This is a genomic window from Lentzea albida, assembly GCF_900111005.1.
Taxonomy (GTDB): Bacteria; Actinomycetota; Actinomycetes; order Mycobacteriales; family Pseudonocardiaceae; genus Lentzea; species Lentzea albida.
This window is the reverse complement of the sequence record NZ_FOFV01000005.1, coordinates 312777-333270: the sequence shown is the minus strand read 5'-3', so window position 1 is coordinate 333270 and position 20494 is coordinate 312777. Positions and strand designations below refer to the sequence as shown.

At 70.1% G+C, this 20494-nt stretch carries 21 protein-coding genes; 12 read left to right on the top strand and 9 right to left on the bottom strand.

From position 1 onward, the window contains the following. The first annotated feature begins 140 nt into the window (after nucleotides 1-140). Nucleotides 141-1049, top strand: a complete 909-nt coding sequence (locus BMY74_RS16125) for a polyprenyl synthetase family protein (protein ID WP_089916539.1) — start codon at nucleotides 141-143, stop codon at nucleotides 1047-1049. Here BMY74_RS16125 and BMY74_RS16120 read toward each other — a convergent pair. Further along, nucleotides 989-1894 (bottom strand): NADP-dependent oxidoreductase, encoded by a 906-nt coding sequence (locus BMY74_RS16120; protein WP_089916537.1) that lies wholly within the window; start codon nucleotides 1892-1894, stop codon nucleotides 989-991. The genes BMY74_RS16125 and BMY74_RS16120 overlap by 61 nt on opposite strands. Nucleotides 1895-2029: 135 nt before the next feature. Between BMY74_RS16120 and BMY74_RS46650 the strand changes: the two genes are divergently transcribed. The 3 genes from BMY74_RS46650 to BMY74_RS16105 all read left to right on the top strand — a co-directional run bounded on the left by BMY74_RS46650 (nucleotide 2030) and on the right by BMY74_RS16105 (nucleotide 7447). Then, nucleotides 2030-3280: a helix-turn-helix transcriptional regulator gene (locus BMY74_RS46650; protein ID WP_089916534.1), complete on the top strand. Its 1251-nt coding sequence runs from the start codon at nucleotides 2030-2032 to the stop codon at nucleotides 3278-3280. A 285-nt stretch (nucleotides 3281-3565) separates the two neighbouring features. After that, complete coding sequence (icmF, locus tag BMY74_RS16110; RefSeq protein ID WP_089916532.1) at nucleotides 3566-6784, top strand: fused isobutyryl-CoA mutase/GTPase IcmF; 3219 nt, start codon at nucleotides 3566-3568, stop codon at nucleotides 6782-6784. A 105-nt stretch (nucleotides 6785-6889) separates the two neighbouring features. After that, nucleotides 6890-7447, top strand: a complete 558-nt coding sequence (locus tag BMY74_RS16105; protein ID WP_143091585.1) for a hypothetical protein — start codon at nucleotides 6890-6892, stop codon at nucleotides 7445-7447. On the opposite strand, the gene BMY74_RS16100 is transcribed toward BMY74_RS16105, so the two are convergent. Together BMY74_RS16100 and BMY74_RS16095 are read right to left on the bottom strand one after the other, a co-directional pair. After that, complete coding sequence (locus BMY74_RS16100) at nucleotides 7444-8124, bottom strand: MOSC domain-containing protein (protein WP_089916526.1); 681 nt, start codon at nucleotides 8122-8124, stop codon at nucleotides 7444-7446. The two genes, BMY74_RS16105 and BMY74_RS16100, sit on opposite strands and share 4 nt — an antisense overlap. Nucleotides 8125-8128: 4 nt before the next feature. Beyond that, on the bottom strand, nucleotides 8129-8563 hold the full coding sequence (locus BMY74_RS16095) for a nuclear transport factor 2 family protein (protein ID WP_089916524.1): 435 nt from the start codon (nucleotides 8561-8563) through the stop codon (nucleotides 8129-8131). 81 nt (nucleotides 8564-8644) lie between these two features. Here BMY74_RS16095 and BMY74_RS46180 point away from each other — a divergent pair, with 81 nt between their 5' ends. Both BMY74_RS46180 and BMY74_RS16085 read left to right on the top strand, forming a co-directional pair. Further along, nucleotides 8645-9181 (top strand): CGNR zinc finger domain-containing protein, encoded by a 537-nt coding sequence (locus BMY74_RS46180; RefSeq protein ID WP_089916521.1) that lies wholly within the window; start codon nucleotides 8645-8647, stop codon nucleotides 9179-9181. Between the two features lie 110 nt (nucleotides 9182-9291). Beyond that, nucleotides 9292-10449, top strand: a complete 1158-nt coding sequence (locus BMY74_RS16085) for a hypothetical protein (protein WP_089916519.1) — start codon at nucleotides 9292-9294, stop codon at nucleotides 10447-10449. Here BMY74_RS16085 and BMY74_RS16080 read toward each other — a convergent pair. Then, on the bottom strand, nucleotides 10446-11102 hold the full coding sequence (locus BMY74_RS16080; RefSeq protein WP_089916517.1) for a hypothetical protein: 657 nt from the start codon (nucleotides 11100-11102) through the stop codon (nucleotides 10446-10448). The two genes, BMY74_RS16085 and BMY74_RS16080, sit on opposite strands and share 4 nt — an antisense overlap. A gap of 157 nt (nucleotides 11103-11259) precedes the next feature. Here BMY74_RS16080 and BMY74_RS16075 point away from each other — a divergent pair, with 157 nt between their 5' ends. Beyond that, nucleotides 11260-12825: a sensor histidine kinase gene (locus BMY74_RS16075; RefSeq protein WP_245786181.1), complete on the top strand. Its 1566-nt coding sequence runs from the start codon at nucleotides 11260-11262 to the stop codon at nucleotides 12823-12825. Between the two features lie 11 nt (nucleotides 12826-12836). Here BMY74_RS16075 and BMY74_RS16070 read toward each other — a convergent pair whose 3' ends face one another. Continuing rightward, nucleotides 12837-13487 (bottom strand): response regulator, encoded by a 651-nt coding sequence (locus tag BMY74_RS16070; protein WP_089916511.1) that lies wholly within the window; start codon nucleotides 13485-13487, stop codon nucleotides 12837-12839. An 84-nt stretch (nucleotides 13488-13571) separates the two neighbouring features. Here BMY74_RS16070 and BMY74_RS16065 point away from each other — a divergent pair, with 84 nt between their 5' ends. Continuing rightward, nucleotides 13572-14366, top strand: a complete 795-nt coding sequence (locus tag BMY74_RS16065) for a universal stress protein (RefSeq protein WP_089916508.1) — start codon at nucleotides 13572-13574, stop codon at nucleotides 14364-14366. Here BMY74_RS16065 and BMY74_RS16060 read toward each other — a convergent pair. Then, on the bottom strand, nucleotides 14353-14910 hold the full coding sequence (locus BMY74_RS16060; protein WP_089916505.1) for a YceI family protein: 558 nt from the start codon (nucleotides 14908-14910) through the stop codon (nucleotides 14353-14355). The two genes, BMY74_RS16065 and BMY74_RS16060, sit on opposite strands and share 14 nt — an antisense overlap. A 94-nt stretch (nucleotides 14911-15004) precedes the next feature. Between BMY74_RS16060 and BMY74_RS16055 the strand changes: the two genes are divergently transcribed. After that, the gene (locus BMY74_RS16055) at nucleotides 15005-15538 is read left to right on the top strand and encodes a MarR family winged helix-turn-helix transcriptional regulator (RefSeq protein WP_089916502.1); all 534 of its coding nucleotides are present in this window, start codon (nucleotides 15005-15007) and stop codon (nucleotides 15536-15538) included. Here the strand turns inward: BMY74_RS16055 and BMY74_RS16050 are convergent. Beyond that, on the bottom strand, nucleotides 15443-16387 hold the full coding sequence (locus tag BMY74_RS16050) for a helix-turn-helix domain-containing protein (protein WP_089916500.1): 945 nt from the start codon (nucleotides 16385-16387) through the stop codon (nucleotides 15443-15445). The genes BMY74_RS16055 and BMY74_RS16050 overlap by 96 nt on opposite strands. A 71-nt stretch (nucleotides 16388-16458) precedes the next feature. Here BMY74_RS16050 and BMY74_RS45070 point away from each other — a divergent pair, with 71 nt between their 5' ends. Beyond that, nucleotides 16459-16608, top strand: coding sequence for a hypothetical protein (locus BMY74_RS45070; protein WP_177229765.1), 150 nt, complete (start codon nucleotides 16459-16461; stop codon nucleotides 16606-16608). Here the strand turns inward: BMY74_RS45070 and BMY74_RS16045 are convergent. Continuing rightward, nucleotides 16601-17710: a citrate/2-methylcitrate synthase gene (locus BMY74_RS16045; protein WP_089916497.1), complete on the bottom strand. Its 1110-nt coding sequence runs from the start codon at nucleotides 17708-17710 to the stop codon at nucleotides 16601-16603. The genes BMY74_RS45070 and BMY74_RS16045 overlap by 8 nt on opposite strands. A gap of 42 nt (nucleotides 17711-17752) precedes the next feature. On the opposite strand from BMY74_RS16045, the gene BMY74_RS16040 reads away from it, so the two are divergent. After that, nucleotides 17753-18874 (top strand): citrate synthase, encoded by a 1122-nt coding sequence (locus BMY74_RS16040; protein ID WP_089916495.1) that lies wholly within the window; start codon nucleotides 17753-17755, stop codon nucleotides 18872-18874. A 49-nt stretch (nucleotides 18875-18923) separates the two neighbouring features. Here the strand turns inward: BMY74_RS16040 and BMY74_RS16035 are convergent, their stop codons facing one another. Beyond that, a complete protein-coding gene (locus BMY74_RS16035; RefSeq protein WP_089916493.1) occupies nucleotides 18924-19787 on the bottom strand; it encodes an alpha/beta fold hydrolase in 864 nt (287 codons plus the stop codon). A gap of 89 nt (nucleotides 19788-19876) precedes the next feature. On the opposite strand from BMY74_RS16035, the gene BMY74_RS16030 reads away from it, so the two are divergent. Next, nucleotides 19877-20476, top strand: coding sequence for a TetR/AcrR family transcriptional regulator (locus BMY74_RS16030; protein ID WP_089916490.1), 600 nt, complete (start codon nucleotides 19877-19879; stop codon nucleotides 20474-20476). The last annotated feature ends 18 nt before the right edge of the window (nucleotides 20477-20494 follow it).

The window sequence follows — 20494 nt, the reverse complement described above, 5'->3', positions numbered from 1 at the left end:
ATGGTGGCGACAACCCGTTCAACATCAACGTAGTCCGGCTCGCCGGATCGTGCCTGTGTTGAACACGACCGTGGCTAGCGGGCGGGGTTGCCTGACCAGCGGGTTTAGCGTCGTTTTCCCGGGGTCTGAGAGGAAAGCCCATGACGAGCACCGACCTGGTCGCACGGCCGCACGTGCTGGAGCGCGCCCGCACCGCCGTCGAACCGCTGCTGCGGGCCGCGCTCGAGGAGCTTCCGGGCGAAACGCGCGAAGTGGTCGAACACGGTCTCGCGCGCCAGGACTTCTCGACGGCCGCGCTCGTGCTGCTGTCCGCCGAGGCGTTCGGTGACGCGGACGTGGCTCCCGTCGCCCTCGCGATGGAGTTCGCGCACCTGCACGAACAGCTGCACGCGGATCTCGCGGTCCTCGGGAGCGCGCGGCAGGCGTTCGGCGCGGACCGGGTCGTCTCGGCGGCCGACGCGCTGCTCTCGCTCGCCTTCGCCCGGCTCACCAAGCCGGAGGTGATGATCCTCAACGTGGCGCTGATGTCCGTTGTGGACGGTTACGTCCAGGAGATCGGGATGGACGAACGCGACGACGCGGACATGTCCGAGTACCTCGGCGTGGCGGCGGCCAAGCACAGCTCGATCACCGCGGCGGCGTGCGAGCTCGGCGCGCTGGCGGCGGGGGCGAGCGCGAGCCAGGCGGGCCACCTCCGGCAGTTCGGCGACGACGTCGGCATGGCGCGCAAGCACGTGGACGACGCCCTGGCGCCGCACTCCGGCCGCCGCACGCTCCCGGTGGTGGCCGCGATGGTCGCCGGCATCACCGTCGCCGGCGGGCGGAAGTGGTGCGAGCAGCAGGCCGGCCTCCTGCTCGCCCGCGCCCTGAACCACCTGCGGCAGTGCGGTCCGAGGGCGGGGGCGGCGCAGGAGCTGACCGGGCTCGCCGGGGAGATCACGACGGCCAGGCGCGCGCCGGTCGTGCCCGCCCAGGCGAGCGCGGAGCCTCACTCCGAGGGACGCAGCACGACCTTGCCCGCCGCGTGCCCGGTCGCGACCAGTTCCTGAGCCTCGGCCGCGTCGGCCAGCGGCAGGCTCTGCGCGACCCGCACGGTGAGCTTGCCGTCGACCACCTGCTGCGCGTATTCGCCGAGCCGCGAGCCGAACGGGGCGCCACCACCGGAGAACGTGACGCCGAGGTCAGCGGCCGCGGGGTCGGCGATGGTGACGATCCGGCCGGTGCCGCCGACCAGTTCGATCGACACCGGCAGGTCGCCCTGGCCCGCCGCGTCGTACACGGCGCTGACGCCCTGCGGCGCGACGGCGCGGACCCGGTCGGCGAGGCCCTCGCCGTACGCGACGGGGGTGGCGCCGAGCGAGCGCAGGTAGTCGTGGTTGGCGGGGGAGGCGGTGCCGATGACCGTGGCACCCCTGGCCACCGCGAGCTGGACGCCGACGGCGCCGACGACCCCCGCCGCGCCGTGGATCAGCAGCGTGTCGCCCTCGCCGACCTCCAGCAGGTCGAGCACGCGGACCGACGTCTCGACCGCCGTCGGTAGCGCGACGGCGGTGTCCCAGTCGAGGTCGGCGGGCTTGAGGGCGAAGTTGCTCGACAGCGCGTACTCGGCGTACCCGCCGGTGGCAGGCCAGCCCAGCACCGCGTCACCGACCGAGACGCCGGTGACGCCCTCGCCGACCTCGTCGACGATGCCCGCCACCTCCGCGCCGGGCGTGATCGGGAACGGCGGCGTCATGTGCGGCATCCAGCCGTTGCGGATCTTGTGGTCCAGCGGGTTGACCGCCGCGGCGACGACTTTCAACCGGACCTGTCCCTGGCCGGCGTGCGGCTCCTCGACGTCGCTCAGGCGCAGCACTTCGGGTCCGCCGAACTCGGTGTAGGTGATCGCCTTCATGTCTGGCTCCTCCGTCATTTGGTTGACATGTCAACTCTAGCGCCGGCTCGGTGGCGGGACGTCCCGCACTTCGGCTAGTTCCGGCTGGCCTTTCGGCCAGCCGGCTGAGGTGGGGAGCTGACTACGCTGGACTTCATGGACCTGCAGAAGGCCGCCCAGGTGATCTCGGCGCCGCTGAGTGAGACGTTGCCGCAGCTCTCCGCGGTGCTCGGTCCGGACATCCCGCACGCGGCGATCGCCGAGCTGTCGAACTGCTCGTTCGCGCCGTTCAAGTTCCGCGGCGAGTCGCCGTCGATCACGATCACCGACCTCGCCGCCCTGCGGTCCCAGGTGCCGGTGGAGGGGACGTGGCAGGGCCGGGCGCGCCTGGCGAGCGGTGAGGTCCCCGTGGTGGTGCTGATGAGCGCCGTCTCCGCGCCGAGCGCGATGCTCGTGCTGCTCAGGACCGACGACACGCCGATTCCGTTAGAGGTTCTGACTTCCGCGAAGGCCCTGTGGGACGTCGTCACCGCGCACATGGAGGGCCTGCGCAACGAGGCCGTGCCCGCCACTCTCGCCGTGTCGCGCGCAGCGGCGGCGGCCCGCGCCGTGGCCATCTCCGACCTGAGTGACGCCTACGGCGCCTCTCTGAGTTCGATGCTCACCGCGTTGCGCGACCGGGCCGTGGAGGACTCGGTGGCCCGTGCGCGCGCCGCCGACCTGGCCGTCACCGCGCTGGTCGAACTGCGGGCGCGGGCGGACCTGGACCGCGCCCAGACCGAGGAACGCGCGGGCGACGCGTTCGAACGGCTCGCCGAGTCGCTGCGCCGAGTCCTGCGAGGCCGCGACGTGCGGCTGGACCTCGGTACCCCCGGTGCCGAGGAGGGCGCGGAACGGGTCGTGCCGACCGAGATCACCTCCACGGCCGCCGCCGTGGTCCGCGCGACCGTGCACGCGATGCTCGACGACCAGGGCGGGGTCAGCCGCGTCCACATCGGCTGGAAGATCGCCGGGGCGGTGCTGCGCGCCACCGTGCGCGACGACGGCCCCGGCACCCTGTCCTGCGGCAGCCTCGACCAGCGCCGCGTCCCGGAACGCCTCGGCCCGATCGGCGGCAAGGTGGAGGTGGACGCCGTCCCCGGCTGGGGCGCGACCGTGACGATCGAGGTGCCGCTGGGACCGCCCGAGACGCCGCGCGAGGACCCGCTCACCGTGCTGGGCGCGCGGGAGCTGGAGGTGCTGGGGCAGGTGGCCCGCGGCCGGCGCAACCGGGACATCGCCGGTGAGCTGCACATCAGCGAGTCGACGGTGAAGTTCCACGTGGCGAAGATCCTGGAGAAGCTCGGCGTCGGGTCGCGGGGCGAGGCGGCGGCGCTGGCGCACGAGTGGGGCGCGACGGCGCGCTAGAGCCGTTGGGGGCGCGGGGTGCTGGAGACCTGAGCGGGGCGACGCGGTGACGAGCGGCGGCGTGTCTCTTTCGCTGCCTTGAACCCGCGCTCCGCCGCGGCCCGCGCCGGGACGTCGTGGCTCTCGAAGCAGTCGTCGACGTCGTCCATGCGCGCACGCCACCGGCGCGCAGCGCTCCGCGAGCGAACCTGTGGCGGGCGCCGGGAGACTGGTCCTTCCTGCTCGATACAGAGACCTGGACCACCCTCGGTTGCACGTCCAATAGTAGGAAGTCAAACTATTCTCATGACGACGTCCTCCGCGCCCGCGCTGCACAAGCCGGTGAACCCGGTGCGCTTCGTGACCGCGTCCAGCCTCTTCGACGGGCACGACGCGGCCATCAACATCATGCGGCGCATCCTGCAGTCGCAGGGGGCGGAGGTGATCCACCTCGGCCACAACCGGTCGGTGGCGGAGGTCGTGGACGCGGCGATCCAGGAGGACGCGCAGGGCATCGCCATCAGCGCGTACCAGGGCGGGCACGTCGAGTACTTCTCGTACCTCGTCGAGTTGCTCAACGAGCGCGGCGCCGGGCACATCCGCGTCTACGGCGGCGGTGGCGGCGTCATCGTGCCCGAGGAGATCGAGCTGCTGCACTCGCGCGGTGTCGCGCGGATCTTCTCGCCGCAGGACGGTCAGACGCTCGGCCTCGCCCGCATGATCAACCTGATGATCGAGGAGTGCGACCACGCGCTCACCGAGCCGTTCAGCCACGACGCGCTGCTGACGGGAGCCGACGAGGCCCTGGCGCGCGCGATCACGCACATCGAGGCCGGCACCGCCGAGCCACTGGAAACCACGCGCAAGGTGCCCGTTCTGGGCATCACGGGCACCGGTGGCTCGGGCAAGTCGTCGCTCACCGACGAACTGGTGCGCCGGTTCCGGCTCGACCAGCAGGACAAGCTGCGCATCGCCGTGCTCGCCGTCGACCCGACGCGCCGCCGTGGTGGTGGCGCGCTCCTCGGTGACCGCATCCGCATGAACTGCCTCGACGGCGACCGCGTGTTCTTCCGTTCGCTGGCCACGCGCCGTGCGGGCAGCGAGATCCCGGACGGCCTGGAGCAGGCCATCGTGGCGTGCAAGGCTTCTGGTGCGGACCTGGTCATCGTCGAGACGCCCGGTATCGGTCAGGGTGACGCGGCCATCGTGCCGTTCGTCGACTTCTCGTTGTACGTGATGACGCCGGAGTTCGGTGCCGCGTCGCAGCTCGAGAAGATCGACATGCTCGACTACGCCGACGCCGTCGCCATCAACAAGTTCGAGCGCCGCGGTGCCGAGGACGCACGTCGTGACGTCGCACGGCAGATGGTGCGCAACCGCGAGGCGTTCGGCGTCAAGTGGGAGGACATGCCGGTCTACGGCACGTCCGCCGCGACGTTCAACGACGACGGCGTGACGGCGCTCTACCAGTTCCTGCGCGACGGCCTGGTGGAGCACGGTCTAGCGGTCGAGGAGGGCTCGCTCGCCGTCGTCGCGGGCAAGACGTCGACCTCGGCGTCCACGGTCGTGCCGGCGTCCCGTGCCCGCTACCTGTCCGACATCGCGGACACCGTGCGCGGCTACCACCGCAAGACCGACGAGCAGGTCGCCGCCGTTCGCGCGCACGGCCAGCTCTCCGGCGCGCAGAAGGCCCTCGAAGCCGCGGGCAAGGGCGTCGCGGACATCGCCGAGCTCGTGTCCGACGCCGAGCGCAGGCTCGACCGCGACACCACCGACCTGCTGCGGTCGTGGCCCGCGACCGTCGAGCAGTACTCCGGTGACGAGCTCGTGTTCACGGTGCGGGACAAGGAGATCCGCACCCGTCTGACGCGGGAGACGTTGTCCGGCAACCAGGTCCGCCGGGTCAGCCTGCCGCGCTACGACGACGAGGGCTCGCTGCTGCGGTTCCTGCGCAAGGAGAACCTGCCGGGCTTCTTCCCCTTCACCGCAGGCGTCTTCCCGTTCAAGCGCGAGGGTGAGGACCCGGCGCGCATGTTCGCGGGCGAGGGCGACGCCTTCCGCACCAACCGCCGCTTCAAGTACCTGTCGAAGGGCAACCCGGCCACCCGCCTGTCGACGGCGTTCGACTCGGTGACGCTCTACGGCCGCGACCCCGACACCCCGCCGGACGTCTACGGCAAGATCGGCACCTCCGGCGTCTCCATCGCGTCGCTCGACGACATGAAGGCCCTGTACGACGGCTTCGACCTCGTCGCGCCGACCACGTCCGTGTCGATGACGATCAACGGCCCGGCGCCGACGATCCTCGCGTACTTCCTCAACACCGTGATCGACCAGCAGGTCGCCGTCTTCACGGAGAAGGAGGGGCGCGAGCCGTCCGCGGAGGAGCACGCGAAGATCAAGGCGTTCGCGCTGGCCAATGTCCGCGGCACCGTGCAGGCCGACATCCTCAAGGAGGACCAGGGCCAGAACACCTGCATCTTCTCCACGGAGTTCTCGCTGCGCATGATGGCGGACATCCAGGAGTGGTTCATCCAGCAGCAGGTGCGGAACTTCTACTCGGTGTCGATCTCGGGCTACCACATCGCCGAGGCCGGGGCGAACCCCATCAGCCAGCTCGCCTTCACGCTCGCCAACGGCTTCACCTACGTCGAGTCGTACCTCGCGCGCGGCATGAACATCGACGACTTCGCGCCGAACCTGAGCTTCTTCTTCTCCAACGGCATGGACGCCGAGTACAGCGTCATCGGCCGCGTGGCGCGGAGGATCTGGGCCGTGGCCATGCGCGACCGCTACGGCGCCGCGGAGCGTTCGCAGAAGTTCAAGTACCACGTGCAGACCTCGGGCCGTTCGCTGCACGCGCAGGAAATGGACTTCAACGACATCCGCACGACCCTGCAGGCCCTCTGCGCCCTGTACGACAACTGCAATTCCTTGCACACCAACGCCTACGACGAGGCGATCACCACTCCCACGGAGTCGTCCGTCCGCCGCGCGATGGCCATCCAGATGATCATCAACAAGGAGTGGGGCCTGTCGGCCAACGAGAACCCGTTGCAGGGCTCGTTCGTCATCGACGAGCTGACCGACCTCGTCGAAGAGGCCGTGCTGATGGAGTTCGACCGCATCTCCGAACGCGGCGGCGTGCTCGGCGCGATGGAGACCGGCTACCAGCGCGGCCGCATCCAGGACGAGTCGATGCTCTACGAACAGCGCAAGCACGACGGCTCACTGCCCCTGGTGGGCGTCAACACCTTCCTGCCGGAGGACGGCACGCGCGAGGTCGTGAAGATCGAGCTCGCCCGCGCCACCGAGGAGGAGAAGAGGTCGCAGGTCGACCGCACGCGCGCCTACCAGGCGGCGCACCGCGACGAGGCCCAGAAGGCGCTCGCCCGGCTGCGCGAGGTCGCGCAGACGAACGAGAACGTGTTCGCGGTGCTGATGGACGCGGCGCGCGTGTGCACGCTCGGCCAGATCACCGAGGCGTTCTTCGAGGTGGGCGGGCAGTACCGCCGCAACATCTAGGCGCACCGGCCTCGTTGACACCTGTTCCGGTGCTCCGGCAGGCTTGAGCGCGTCGGCAGCGGGGGCTGCCGGCGCACTTGAGAAAGCCTGGGGGCTCTCATGCACATGCGTTCTGTTCTGCTGCGCTTGTTCAGCTTGATGGCGATCGTCCTCGCGATCGGGACGACATCGGTACCGGCCGGAGCGACTGCGGACGTCCCTGCTCCCGAGCAGGCCGTCCCGGCGGCGGACCACTGGACGACCACGACCACCGAAGTCTGGTTGCGCCAGTGCGCAACCTTCAACTGCGGCTACCACGTCCTTCCCGCGGGTACCAACGTCCGGGTCTACTGCTACACCACCAACGCGGGCATCAGCTGGAACGTCGCGAGGACGGCGGACAACCGCGCCGGCCACCTGGACGCCTCCGCAGTTCAGGTGCCCAACTGGTACCAGTCGTGCAGCAACGCGGGCAGGCAGTTGCGGAGGTCGCAGACCGAGCTGTGGGCCCACAGCTGCCCGAAGATGGCCTGCGGATACGGAGTGGTGCCGCCCGGTCATGACATCGCAGCCTTGACCTTGGCGAGCGAGGAGGGCGACGGCGACCTCTGGACGCTGATCCTCGACCACGACAACGTGCACACGAACCTGGTCGGCTGGGTGCACACCAGCGACATCGACTAGACCGCGTACGGCCGGCCGACGATCCACCCGCCCACGTGGCCGGGCAGCTCGTCGGTCGGCACCAGCTCCACGGTGTCGCCGACCTCGACCACCCCGGGCCGGACCACCCAGCTGTCGAGGCACAGCACCCCGCCGAACTCGCGCCGGATCCGCCGGTGCACGTCCAGGTCCTGCGCGCCGGTGTCCGGGTCGATCGTCGTGACCACGCACCGGGCGCGCTTCTGGTACATCCCGATCACCACGTCGCCGACCACCAGCGCGTGCCCCGGCCAGGTGTCCTCCTCCCCGGCCTCGACGCCGCCGATGAGGATGTTCGGTCGCAGCCGCCGCACGTCCACGCCCGCCGCCTCGACCTGGCCGTCCGTGGCCACCAGGACGTTGAGCACGTCGAACCGCTCCGGGCCGGTGTAGCGGGTCAGCCTGCCGCCGAACGGGAGCACCTTCTCGTGCGCCTGCCAGCTGTCCCACGGGTGCCCGTCGACCAGCGGGCCGTCCGGGCCGGTGGAGGCGGGGATCGTGAGCAGGCCGTAGCGGGTGCGGCCGGTCAGCACGCCGCGCGGGCCCTGCACGTGCACCAGCCGGTCGCCCTCGACGCCGTCTTCGGTGAACGTCGCCTGCTGGAGTTCTTCGCCGCCCAGGGACTTCACCGGGTAGCGCCACAACGCCTTGAGGTACATGTCGTCACACCGCCGGGATCTCGTCGGTGGAGTTCGGGTCCACGCGGCGGTCCGACTCGGCGATCCGCACGTCGTTGATGCTCGCCTCGCGCCTGCGCATCAGGCCCGACTCGGCGAACTCCCAGTTCTCGTTGCCGTAGCTGCGCCACCACTGGCCCTCGTCGTCGTGCCACTCGTACTGGAAGCGCACGGCGATGCGGTTGCCGCCGAACGCCCACAGCGACTTGCGCAGCACGTACTCGTGTTCGCGCTCCCACTTCCTCGTCAGGAACGCGACGATCTCGTCGGTGCCGGTGACGAACTCGGACCTGTTGCGCCACACCGAGTCCGGCGTGTAGGCGGCGGCGACGCGCACCGGGTCCCTGGAGTTCCAGGCGTCCTGCGCCGCCTGCACCTTGAGCCGGGCGGTCTCGGCGTCGAACGGGGGTACGAGCTTCACGGCTGTCCTTCCAACGGTTGGGCGACGCCGTAAACGTTAGAACGTTGGTCTAACGTTTGCAAGTCTGTGTTACCGTTAGGTGTGCTCACGCCCGACGAACCCCGGCCGGTCCTGCTGATGAACACCGTCTGGGCCAACCGGTCGCGGGTCCACGACGACCTGACGACTGTCGGTGGGCTCCGCGAGTTCCTGGGCGTGCCGGCGGACCAGGCCGACCTGGAGGCGTTCCGCGCGTTGCGGCAGGCCCTGCGGGACCTCGCGGCGGTGCTCACCGAGGACACGCGCCCGATCGCGCAGGACCGCGACCTGGAGCGGGCCGTGGCTGAGGTCAACCGTGCGGCGCGCACGGCGCCGCGGTGGCCGCAGCTGGCCGTGCACGACGGGAAGCTGTTGCGGCACAACGAGAGTGAAGGATCACTCGCGGATCGCGAACGCGCCCTGATCGCAGCGGAGGCGGTGGACCTGTTCACCGGTGAGGACGCGGTGCTGGTGCGCGCCTGCCACGCGCCGGGCTGCGTGCTGTACTTCGTGAAGGACCACCCGCGGCGGGAGTGGTGCTCGCCGTCGTGCGGCAACAGGGTCCGCGCGGCACGCCACTACCGGCGCAACCGGGGGTGAATTCCCTGGTCCGAACGGGTTTTCCTGCTCGGCAGGGGTAAACATGAGCCGCTCCAGTTCCGATTAACCGGACAACAGTTGGGCGCGTTTGTGTGTGGTGGTGATCCACGATGTCCCGAGAAACCGTGCCAGGGCACGACATCGGCTATCACCTCGTCTGCTTCGACGAGACGGGCAACGAGCGGGGGCGCGACAGCGCGGACGTCCTGTACGACGCCCGCCGCGGTGTCACCGATGTCTTCTTCTTCATCCACGGGTGGAACGGCGACGTGCCGGCCGCCCGCGAGCAGTACGGGCGGTGGGTCGCGACGATGGCCGACTGCCGGGCCGAACGGGAAGCGGCACACCGGCTTCCCGGCGGGTTCAAGTCCCTCCTCGTGGGCCTGCACTGGCCGTCGAAGGCCTGGGGGGACGAGGACGTGCGGTCGGACGAGTTCATCAAGGCCCAGGCCCAGCGCCTCGGCGGAGGAGCCGGGCGCACGGCCGCCGTGCGCACCATCGTCGAGGCCGCGCGGCAGCATCCGTGCCGCATGTCGGCCGCGGTCAAGCAGGCCTACGACTACCTGGAGAGCTCGGTCCCCGACCTGCCGGGCGAGGACGGGATGGCGTTCGACCCGGAGCAGCTCTACCGGGCGTGCCTGGAGGACCCGGCGCTGGGCGGGATCCTGTCACCGTTGCGGATCCTGACGTTCTGGAAGATGAAGCGGCGCGCCAAGGTGTTCGGGGAGAGCGGTGCGTCCCGGATCGCCCGCGAGGTCGCCCAGGCCGCACCGAACGCGCGCATCCACCTGATGGGCCACAGCTTCGGCTGCATCACCGCCACCGCGATGGCGAACGTGGTGCCCGCCGCGACGCTGACGCTGGTGCAGGGCGCGATGTCGCTGTGGTCGTTCGCCGAGAGACTGCCCGGCGAACCCGGCTCCGGCTACTTCCGCGGCGTGCTCGGCCGCGTGCCCGGTCCGATCATCGTCACCACGTCGTCGAACGACTACGCGACCGGCAGGTTCTACCCGCTGGCCGCGCGGTCGGGCCGCCAGGTCGACCTGGACTCGTACCCGAAGTACGGCGCCATCGGCTCCCACGGTGTGCAGGGCACGTACGCACACGGCCACCAGATCGGGTCTCCCGGCGAGCTGTCGCGCGGACAGGTCCACAACGTCGACTGCACGTCCGTGATCCGCCGCATCGACGGGATCGCGGGCGCGCACAACGACATCTGCCACCCGGAGCTGGCCAGGCTGTTGTGGAAGGCGGTGGTCGCCCGCTAGTCCGTCGCGGTTCCCAGACGCAGAACCACCTGCGGCACCACCGTGTTGCCGAGGAGTGGACGCAGGTCCGCGCGCAACGCCGCCGGGCTCATCGGGTCGTGCGCGGGGGAGACGCAGAACCCGACGGTGCCCGCGGTGAGGATCACGCGCTGCATCGCCTGTCCCGCACGGATTTCCGCGCAGGCGCCCTGGGTGAACGTGCACAGCACGAGCTCGGCGCCGTCCTTGACGTGCAGCCACGCGCGTTCGACCTCCGCCGCCCGCGACAGCAGCCCGCGCCACGCGGCCGGCTCGGGGAACGTCGTCCACGTGCGACGGTTCGTGCGCAGGGCGTGCAGCAACGCCAGCACGTCCGGGCTCGGCTCCTGGTACCCGCCGAGCCGGATGGCCGCGGCCGCGTCGTTCGCGCTCGGTCCCGGCAGCAGCGTCACCAGTGGACGGATGCCGTGGCCCTGCAACGCCAGCCGGGCGTTGAGCAACGCGACCCCGCAGGCGAGTCTTGCCTCGCGGCTGTGCGGGGTGGCGGTGTGCAGCTCGATCTGCTCGGGGCGTACCTCGAAGCGCACGCCGGAGACCGAGGCCCTTGCGAGCGCGAGGACGCCGCGCACGTCCTCACCCGCCAGTCCGAGTGAGCCGGGTACGGCGATCGTCATGTGCCCACTGTCCGGTCGCCGGCGGGGCTCGGCCACGGTCGAAGGTCCTCACTTGCTAGGGCCGTGGGGTGGCGGAAAGTGTGCGAATCTAGGCGGCGTGCCTGACACGCCCGGTCGCCGAGACCTCGACGAGCTCCTCGACGAGGTGCGTGACCGCATGGACGAGATCGTCACCACCCGCGACCACATGCAGGAACTCCTCGGCGCCGTGCTCGCCGTCGCGTCGGGTCTGGAACTCGAGTCGACGTTGTTGCGCATCGTCCAGGCCGCCGTGGACCTGGTCGGCGCCCGCTACGGCGCGCTGGGCGTGCTCGGGACCCGCGACGACCTGTCCCAGTTCCTGCACGTCGGCATCGACGACGAGACGCGGGCGTCGATGGGCCGGCTGCCCGAGGGCAAGGGCCTGCTCGGGCTGTTCATCAAGGACCCGGCACCGCTGCGCCTGCGCGACCTCTCGCAGCACGAGATGTCCGTGGGCTTCCCGCCCAACCACCCGCCGATGCACAACTTCCTCGGGGTGCCCGTCCGCGTGCGCGACGAGGTCTTCGGCAACCTCTACATGACCGAGAAGATCGACGCGGCGGAGTTCACCGCCGACGACGAGGCCGTGCTGCAGGCGCTGGCCGCGGCCGCCGGCATCGCGATCGAGAACGCCCGCCTGTTCGAACGGTCCCGCATGCGCGAACGCTGGCTCGAGGCCATCGGCGAGGTCAACTCCGAACTGCTCGGAGGCGCCTCCGGCGAGTACGCGCTGCGCCTGATCTCCCAGCGCACGGTGGAACTGGCGGGCGCCGACTCCGCGCTGGTCGTGCTCGGCGACGGCGACCACACGCCGCTGTCGGTCGCCGCGGGCGCGGGTGCGAAGGTCGACTTCACCGACGTCGAGGACGCCGTGGCGGAGGTGATCCGTTCCGGCGTCCCCCTGCTGGTGGACCACGACGCCCCGTCCGGCCCGGTCCTGGCCGTGCCGCTGCGTTCGGAGATGGGCGTCACCGGCGCGCTGGTCGTGTCGCGCCGGGCCGGTGAGACGCCGTTCCTGCCGGAGCAGGTCCCGATGCTCGCGTCGTTCGCCGACCAGGCCGCCGTGGCGCTGGAGTTCGCCGAACAGCAGCGCTCCCAACGCCTCCTGGACGTCCTGGAGGACCGCGACCGCATCGCCCGCGACCTGCACGACCACGTGATCCAGCGCCTGTTCGTCACCGGTCTCACGCTGCAGGCCACGATGCGCCGCGTCACCGAGCCCGAGGTCGCCGCGCGCCTGCGGACCGCCGTCGAGCAGCTCGACGAGACCGTCCGCGAGATCCGCACGTCCATCTTCGACCTGCACTCGACCGACAACACCTCGCTGCGCCGCCGCCTGCTCGACCTCGTCGCGGGCCTCACCGAGGCGACGCACCTCAAGCCGTCGGTGCGGATGTCGGGCACCGTCGACAACTCCGTGCCGCCGGAACTGGCCGAACACGTGGAGGCCGTCGTGCGCGAGGCCGTCACGAACTGTGTGCGCCACGCCTCCGCCACCGAGCTCGCGGTGCTCGTCGACGCGGGCGACGACGTCGTGATCACCGTGCAGGACAACGGGACCGGCATCCCGGCCGACGCGGCGCGCAGCGGCCTGCGCAACCTCGCCCACCGCGCGGCGAAGTTCGGCGGGACGCTGGCGGTGCAGGTCCCGGAGGGCGGCGGTGCCTGCCTGGTGTGGCGGGTGCCGCTGCCGGAGGACTGAGCCGCGGGCGGTCAGCGGGGCTTGTCGCCGTCCTTGCGGAACTGCGAGGCGAACACGGCCGCCTGCGTGCGGCGTTGCATGCCGAGCTTCGCCAGCAGGTGCGAGACGTAGTTCTTGACCGTCTTCTCGGCGAGGAACATCCGCTCGGCGATCTGGCGGTTCGTGAGGCCCTCGCCGATGAGGTCGAGCACCGTGCGCTCCTGCTCGCTGAGCATGCGCAGCGGGTCGCCCTCCTCGCGTTCGCGGCGGATCCGGTTGAGCAGTGCGGAAGTCGTGCGGGCGTCCAGAAGGGACTGTCCCGCCGCGACGGTGCGCACGGCGTTGACCAGGTCCGCGCCGAGGATCTGCTTCAGCACGAAACCGGAGGCGCCCGCCATGATCGCGTCGAACAGGGCCTCGTCGTCCGCGAAACTCGTGAGCATCAGGCACTGCAGGCCGGGGAGGCGGCTGCGCAGCTCGCGGCACAGCTCGATGCCGTTGCCGTCGGGCAGCCTGATGTCGAGCACCGCCACGTCGGCCTGCGCGCCCGGCGCCTTGGCCAGGGCCTCCGCGACCGACGCGGCGTCACCGACCACCTCGAGGTCGGACTCCTCGCCGAGCAGGTCCGCTATGCCCCGCCGGACGATCTCGTGGTCGTCGACGAGGAAGACACGCGTCGCCATGGAGGTCACGGTAGCCCAAAGTCCCTGGCATGAGGGGACCGACGCACGCTGCCCACTGCGCCGATCGGGCCTTATTTTCAGATCATGAGCGGTCTTCCCGTTGTCGTCGGTGTCGACGGTTCCCCGTCCGCGCTCGCCGCGGTGGCGTGGGCTGCGCGAGCCTGCGTACTGCACGGCGCGCCGTTGCGTCTGGTACATGCGTACACGTTGCCCACGCGCGGTTATCCCGAGGTCATCTCATCAGCGCGTGAACTGCGTTCGGCCATGTACGACCAAGGGCGAATGTGGCTTTCTCAGGCCGTGGCCGTCGTACGGGCGGAAGCGCCTGACGTGCCTGTGGAGCACGACCTGCGCATGGAGCACCCCACGCCCGTGTTGCTCGCGGAGTCTGCACGCGCGCGGGAAGTGGTGGTGGGGTCGCACGGACTGGGCGGGTTCACCGGAGCGTTGATCGGCTCAACGGCCGTCGCGTTGTCGATTCACGGTGAGTGTCCCGTGGTGGTGGTACGTGGCCACCGGCGCGACGGGCCCGTGGTGGTGGGGGTCGACCTGTCGCCCGAATCGGACGCGGCCATCGGCTTCGGGTTCGAGGAGGCGGCGGCGTCCGGGGCGCCGCTGGTGGCGGCCATGGCGCAAGGCGACGAGAAGTCCCTGGAAACGCGAATGTCCGGGTGGCTGGAGAAGTACCCGGACGTCGCGGTGGAGCAGGTGCTGGGGGAGCGGCCGATCCCGTTGCTGCTGGAACAGGGGCAACGGGCCGGGCTGCTCGTCGTCGGGTCACGGGGGCGTGGCGGTTTCGCCGGGATGCTGCTCGGGTCGACCTCGCAGGCCCTGGTCTACCACGCCCCGTGCCCGGTGGCCGTGGTCAGGCCTGCTTGATCGCCGAGATCTCGAACTCGAGGACGACCTTCTCGCTCACCAGCACGCCGCCGGCCTCGAGCGCCGCGTTCCAGCTGACGCCGTAGTCCTTGCGGTTGATGGTGTGCGAGCCCTCGAAGCCCACGCGGGTGTTGCCGAACGGGTCGACGGCCACGCCCTCGAAGGCGAACGGGATGGTGATGTTCTTGGTGACGTCCTTGATGGTGAGGTCACCGGAGATCTCGAAGTTGTCGTCGTCGATCTGCTTGGCGGCGGTCGAGACGAACTTGATCTCCGGGAAGGTCTCGACGTCGAGGAACTCGTTCGTCGTCAGGTGACCGTCGCGCTGGGCGTTGCGGGTGTCGATGCTCGCGGCCTTGATCGTGACCTCGGCGGTGGTGTTCTCCGGCTTGTCACCGTCGATCTTGATCTTGCCGTCGAACTCGTTGAACGCACCACGAACCTTGGTGACCATCGCGTGGCGAGCGACGAAGCCGATGCGGGAGTGCGAGCCGTCGATGACGTAGTCGCCGGTCAGTTCGGTGAGGTTGGTGGCGGTGGTCATGGTGTCAAGTCCTTCGGTTGCTCGATTTGGTTGAAGTCTCACTCACCCTGCCCGAACGTGGATGATGTGTCAACTATTCCCGTATGCTGAACCGGTGACACGATGGTTGGAGCCTGAGCAGCAGCAGGCGTGGCGTGCCTACGTCCGCATGCAGGGGGAGCTCAATGCGCATCTGAGCAGGCAGATGTCGGTCGACTCGGACATCTCGATGGCCGACTTCGCCGTGCTGGTGCAGCTCACCGACACGCGTGAGGAGCGCGTGCGCGTGTTGGAGCTTGCACGGTCGTTGCACTGGGAGAAGAGCCGCATCTCACATCACGTCGCACGGATGGAGAAGCGCGGTCTGGTGCGGCGAGAGAGTTGTGGCAGCGACGGACGTGGGTCGTTCGTCGTGCTGACGGACCAGGGCCGCTCCGCGATCGAGGCGGCCGCGCCGGCGCACGCCGAGATGGTGCACAAGCTGGTGTTCGACCAGCTCACGGCCTCGGAGGTGACGGCGTTGCAGGCCATCTCGGAGAAGATCCTCACGCGCTTAACGACAGGAGAATGTGCGGCGGTAGTCGCTCGGTGCGACGCCGACGACGCGATGGAAGTGGTGCCGCAGGAGAGCGGCTGTTCCGAAGCCTGACCTGGTCGCGACCGCGTCGACGTCCAGGTCGGTCTCTTCGAGCAGCCTGCGCGCGTGAAGCACCCGTTGGAGTGACAGCCACTTGTTCGGGGTGGTGCCGGTCTCCGCGGCGAACCTGCGCGCGAAGGTCCGTTCGGACATGACGGCGAGCTTCGCCATCGTCGCCACCGTGTGGTTGTCCGCGATCGTGTCGAGCACCCGTTCCAGCACCGGCTCCAGGCTGTCGGAGCTGCACTCCGGGATGGGGAGCTCCACGAACTGCCGCTGGCCGCCGTCGCGCTGCGGCGCCACGACCATCCGGCGCGCGATGGTGTTGGCGACCTTGGTGCCGAGTTCCCTGCGCACGAGGTGCAGGCAGGCGTCGATGCCCGCCGCCGTGCCGGCGCTGGTGATGATGTTGCCGTCGTCCACGAACAGCACGTCCGCGTCGAGCCGGGCCTTCGGGAAGCGCTCCTGGAACATCCGCGCCTCGCGCCAGTGCGTCGTGCAGTGCCGGTCGTCGAGCAGTCCGGCCGCACCCAGGATGAACGCCCCGCTGCACACGCTGAGCAACGTCGCGCCGGTCTCCCTCAGCGCCTTGACGAGCTTCTCCGGGTACTCGTCGCGGACCCGCGCGGCGGGCAGTGCGACGAGGTCGACGCTCTGCAGCGCGTCGAACCCGTGCTCCGGCGTGATGCTCACGCCGCGGATGCTCGTCGGCACCGGCTCGTTCGGGACCTCCCCGCACACCCGGAAGTCGACCAGCGGCACGCCCTCCTCGGTCCGGTCGATGCCGAAGACCTCGCAGAGCAGGCCGAACTCGAACGGCGCGACGCCGTCGATGAGGGGAACCGCCACCGATCGCAGCATGGCAGGATTTTAGCGCGCAGCGTCAGATCTGCCACTGTTGGCGGGATATTGGTGACCGCAAACTTACTGACATGACTCTTGCGGCGATCGTCCTCGTAGTGGCAGCTCTCTCCGTCTGGCTCGACCGGCACCGCGACCGCAACGCCGGCTTGGCAGGCTCGTCCGACGTCAACGACCGCGACCGCGTCCGCGTGCGCGACGACCTGCGGTACCTCACCTGATGACCGGTTCCGGTCCCGTGTAGCGGGCGACCGGGCGGATGATCTTCGTGTCCTCGGACTGCTCGAGCGCGTTGGCACACCACCCGATCACCCGGCTGCACGCGAACGTCGGCGTGAACATCTCGCGCGGGACACCGCACTGCTCCATCAGCACGCCGGCGTAGAACTCGACGTTCGCGTAGAGCTGCCGGCCGGGCTTCAGCTCGGCCAGCAGCTCGGTGACCCGCCGCTCGACCGTGACCGCGAAGTCCGTGAGCCCGGTCGGCCTCTTCAGCGCGATCTCCTTGAGCAGCCGTGCCCGCGGGTCCTCCGTCTTGTAGACGGCGTGACCGAAGCCCATGATCCGGTCGCCCTGCTCGATGCGCTCCCGCACCCAGGCGTCGATGTTGTCCGGCGACCCGATGAGGTCCAGCGCCTCCAGCGCTCGGTCCGGCGCGCCGCCGTGCAGCGGCCCGGAGAAGGTCCCGATCGCCGCCGTCACCGCCGACACGACGTCCGCCCCGGCGCTCGCGACCACGCGTGCCGTGAACGTCGACGCGTTGAAGCCGTGGTCGATCGTCGCGATCAAGTACTGCTCGACTGCACGGCTCGTCCACGGTGACGGCTCCAGTCCAGTCAACATGTACAACCAGTTCGCCGAGGTGGACAAATCAACCCTGGGGTTGACGGGATCAAGTCCATGCTTGATCCGGTGCAGTGCGGCGAGGATCGTCGGCGTCATCGCGCTGACCTTGAGGGCGTCGGCCCTGCGGTCGCTCATGGGCGCGTCCCACATCGGCCGGCTCGGCACCATCGACAGCGCGGTCCTGAGTCCGGCCAGCGCCGTGCACCCCGACCGCGCGATGGCCGGCAGCACCTCCCGGATCGACTCGGGCAGTTCCCGCAGCCCGGCGGTCCGCCGCGCGAACTCGGCGGCCTCGTCCCCGTCCGGCAACCGGCCCTCGACGAAGAGGAACCACACGTCCTCGAACGACCGGGTGGCGGCCAGTTCGATCGCATCGTGCCCGCGGTAGTGGAAGTAGCCCGCGGCACCGTTCACGTCCCCGATCGACGTCGTGGTGACGACGACGTCTTTAAGCCCTTTGGGTGCATCAATCAACATGCACAACAGGCTCCGTCAACATGTCTTGTACAGTCAACGTTGATGGAATCAATGTTGACGACGAATCAAGCTGCCCGTCGCCTCGGCGTGAAGCCGGCGACGGTCTACGCGTACGTCAGCCGCGGGCTCCTGACCAGCACGAAGGTCAACCGCTCCAGCATGTTCGGTGTCGCCGAGGTAGAGGCCCTCGCGCAGCGCACCGGTGCGCGCGGAGCGGTGGCAGCTGTGACGGATCGCATCCGCACCCGCATCTCCCTGCTGGAGAACGACCAGCTCCACTATCGCGGCAGATCGGTCCCCGCGCTCGCCGGCACCAAGCGCTTCGAGGACGTGGCGCACTGGCTGTGGACCGGGATCGACTCGGAGGGCATGCAGTTCCCCGAGGGCCAGGAGATCTGGATGGCCCTCCCCGAGAGCGCCACCCTCACCGACCGGGTCCGCGTCGCCATCGCCCTCGCCAGCGTCGGCGACCCCCTCCGCTACGACCTGGACAGGGCCGTCACCACGGCCAAGTCCCTCATCGCGGACGTGGTCGAGTCCCTGCCCATGGCCGGCAGGCCCCAGGGCACCGACATAGCCGAACGCCTGTGGGCCCGCCTGTCCCCGGAGCCCCCGCAGCCGGACCTGCTCAACGCCGCCCTCATCCTGCTCGCCGACCACGACCTGGCCATCTCGACCATGGCGGCGAGGGTCGCCGCCTCGGCCCACGCCAACCCGTACGCGGTCGTGTCCGCGGGCATGGGCGCCATGGAGGGTCAGAAGCACGGCGCGGCCACCACCATCGCGTACCGCTTCCTGCTCCAGGCGCAGTCCGACCCGATGGGCACCCTCGCCGAACACCTGCGCTCGGGCCAGCCGATCCCGGGCTTCGGCCACCGCGTCTACCGGTCCCGGGACCCCCGCGCCGACCACCTGCTCGCGCTGCTGCGCAGTCACGGTGAGCTGGTGGCGGACAAGGTGATGGGCACCCAGCCGCAGTCGTTCCCGAACGTCGACCTGGCCCTGGCGCAGTTCGCGCTGATGTTCAAGATGCCGGCGGACGCGGGCGAGGCCATCTTCGCGATCGCGCGGATCGTGGGGTGGATCGCGCACGCGATGGAGGAGTACCGCGAGCCGGGGCTGCGGTTCCGCGCGATGGGCGTGTACACGGGGGACCGGCCGTAGCCGGGTGAGGACCAGGCGACCCCCAGGACGCCTGGTCTTCGGCACTCGGTCAGTCCGGCAGGCCGGCGTGGTCCTGCCCGGCGAAGGCGAGGATCCGCGCGATGGTCAGCTCGGGCTCCTCCAGGTTCAGCGCGTGTGTCGCCCCCGGCACGATCTCGGTGCGCACGCGCGGGACGAGGGACTCGACGCGCGCGCTGAGTTCCTGTGCGTTGAGCAGCGAGCTGCGTGCGCCCAGCACGAAGTGGGTCGGCACGTCGATCGAGCGCAGTTCGTCGTCGGTGAACGCGTGCTGCGGAGCCATCTGGATCTTGTACTTCATGCCGCGGAACACCAGCGGGCGCATCGTGTGGCGCACGGTGGGATCGCCGGCGCTGACCCGGCGCAGGATCGGGGCGGGCAGCCACCAGCGGGACAGCTCGCCGAGGCTCCAGAGGACGAACCTCAGGAAGGCGATCCCGAACCCGCCCGGTTCGAAGGCGAGGACGCCGGCGACCCCGGCGGGGCGCCGGGTGGCGAGGTTCAGCGCCAGGTAGGCGCCGCGCGAGATCCCGACCAGGTGGACCTTCTCGTGACCGAGGCCCGCGAGGACGTCGGCCAGCCAATCCGCCTCGTCGTCGGTGTTCTCGAAGGGCCGGGTCTGGACCGAGCGCCCCGGTTCGCCGATCACGTCGACGGCGTACACGGTGTGCCGGGCCGCCAGCTCGGCGACCCAGGGGTACCAGGACAACGACGTGCCCATGGCGCCGGGCAGCAGCACGATCGGCGTGCCGGTGCCGCTGCGCCGAACGCGGGTCGCACCGAACCGGGTCTCCACGTCCAGCTCTTCCGACGGCACCGGCCACTTCCGCCGGATCGTCTCGTACGTGGCGAAATAGCGATCCGCCGCCTTCTGGTCCACGAACTTCCCGACCATCGCACCCCCAGGTGTCTTTCCAATGCAGATGCAATGTAACAGCCGCGCGCAGTGCCCGTCGACACCTGTCGCTGTGCCAGAGTGATCACATGCCCAAACGCGTTGACCACGAGGAGAAGCGGCGCGACCTCGCGGAGGCGCTCTTCCGGATCGCGTCGATGCGAGGCCTGCAGGCGGTGACGTTGCGCGCGGTCGCGGCAGAGGCGGGCGTGTCGATGTTCCAGATCCAGTACTACTTCCCGACCAAGGAGGACATGCTGCGCCACGCCTGGCAACGGATCACCGAACTGGGCGCCGAGCGTGCCGGGAGGGGCATCGCGGAAGCGGCGCGGACGGGTGACGAACGTGCCGTCATCCGCGCGTGCGTGCTCGGGGTCCTGCCGACGGACGAACGCAGCCGCATGCTGTGCGCGGTGCAGATCGCCTACTTCGCCGTGGACGTCACGCGCGGCAGCCAGGCACCGGACCAGCAGGCCATGCTGCCGCACCTCGTGCGCCTGATCGCGGACCAGCTCGGACACGCGCGGCAACGCGGCCGGATCGCACCGGGCCTCGACCTCCAGCTGGAGGCGGACGCGCTGGCGATCATGACCGGCGGGCTGCTCAGCGGGATGCTCGTCGGCGCCTACGACGCGACCAGGGCCGCGGAGATCGTCGACTACCGGCTCGACCAGCTGTTCACCGGCTGACGAGGCCGGCCCCGCATG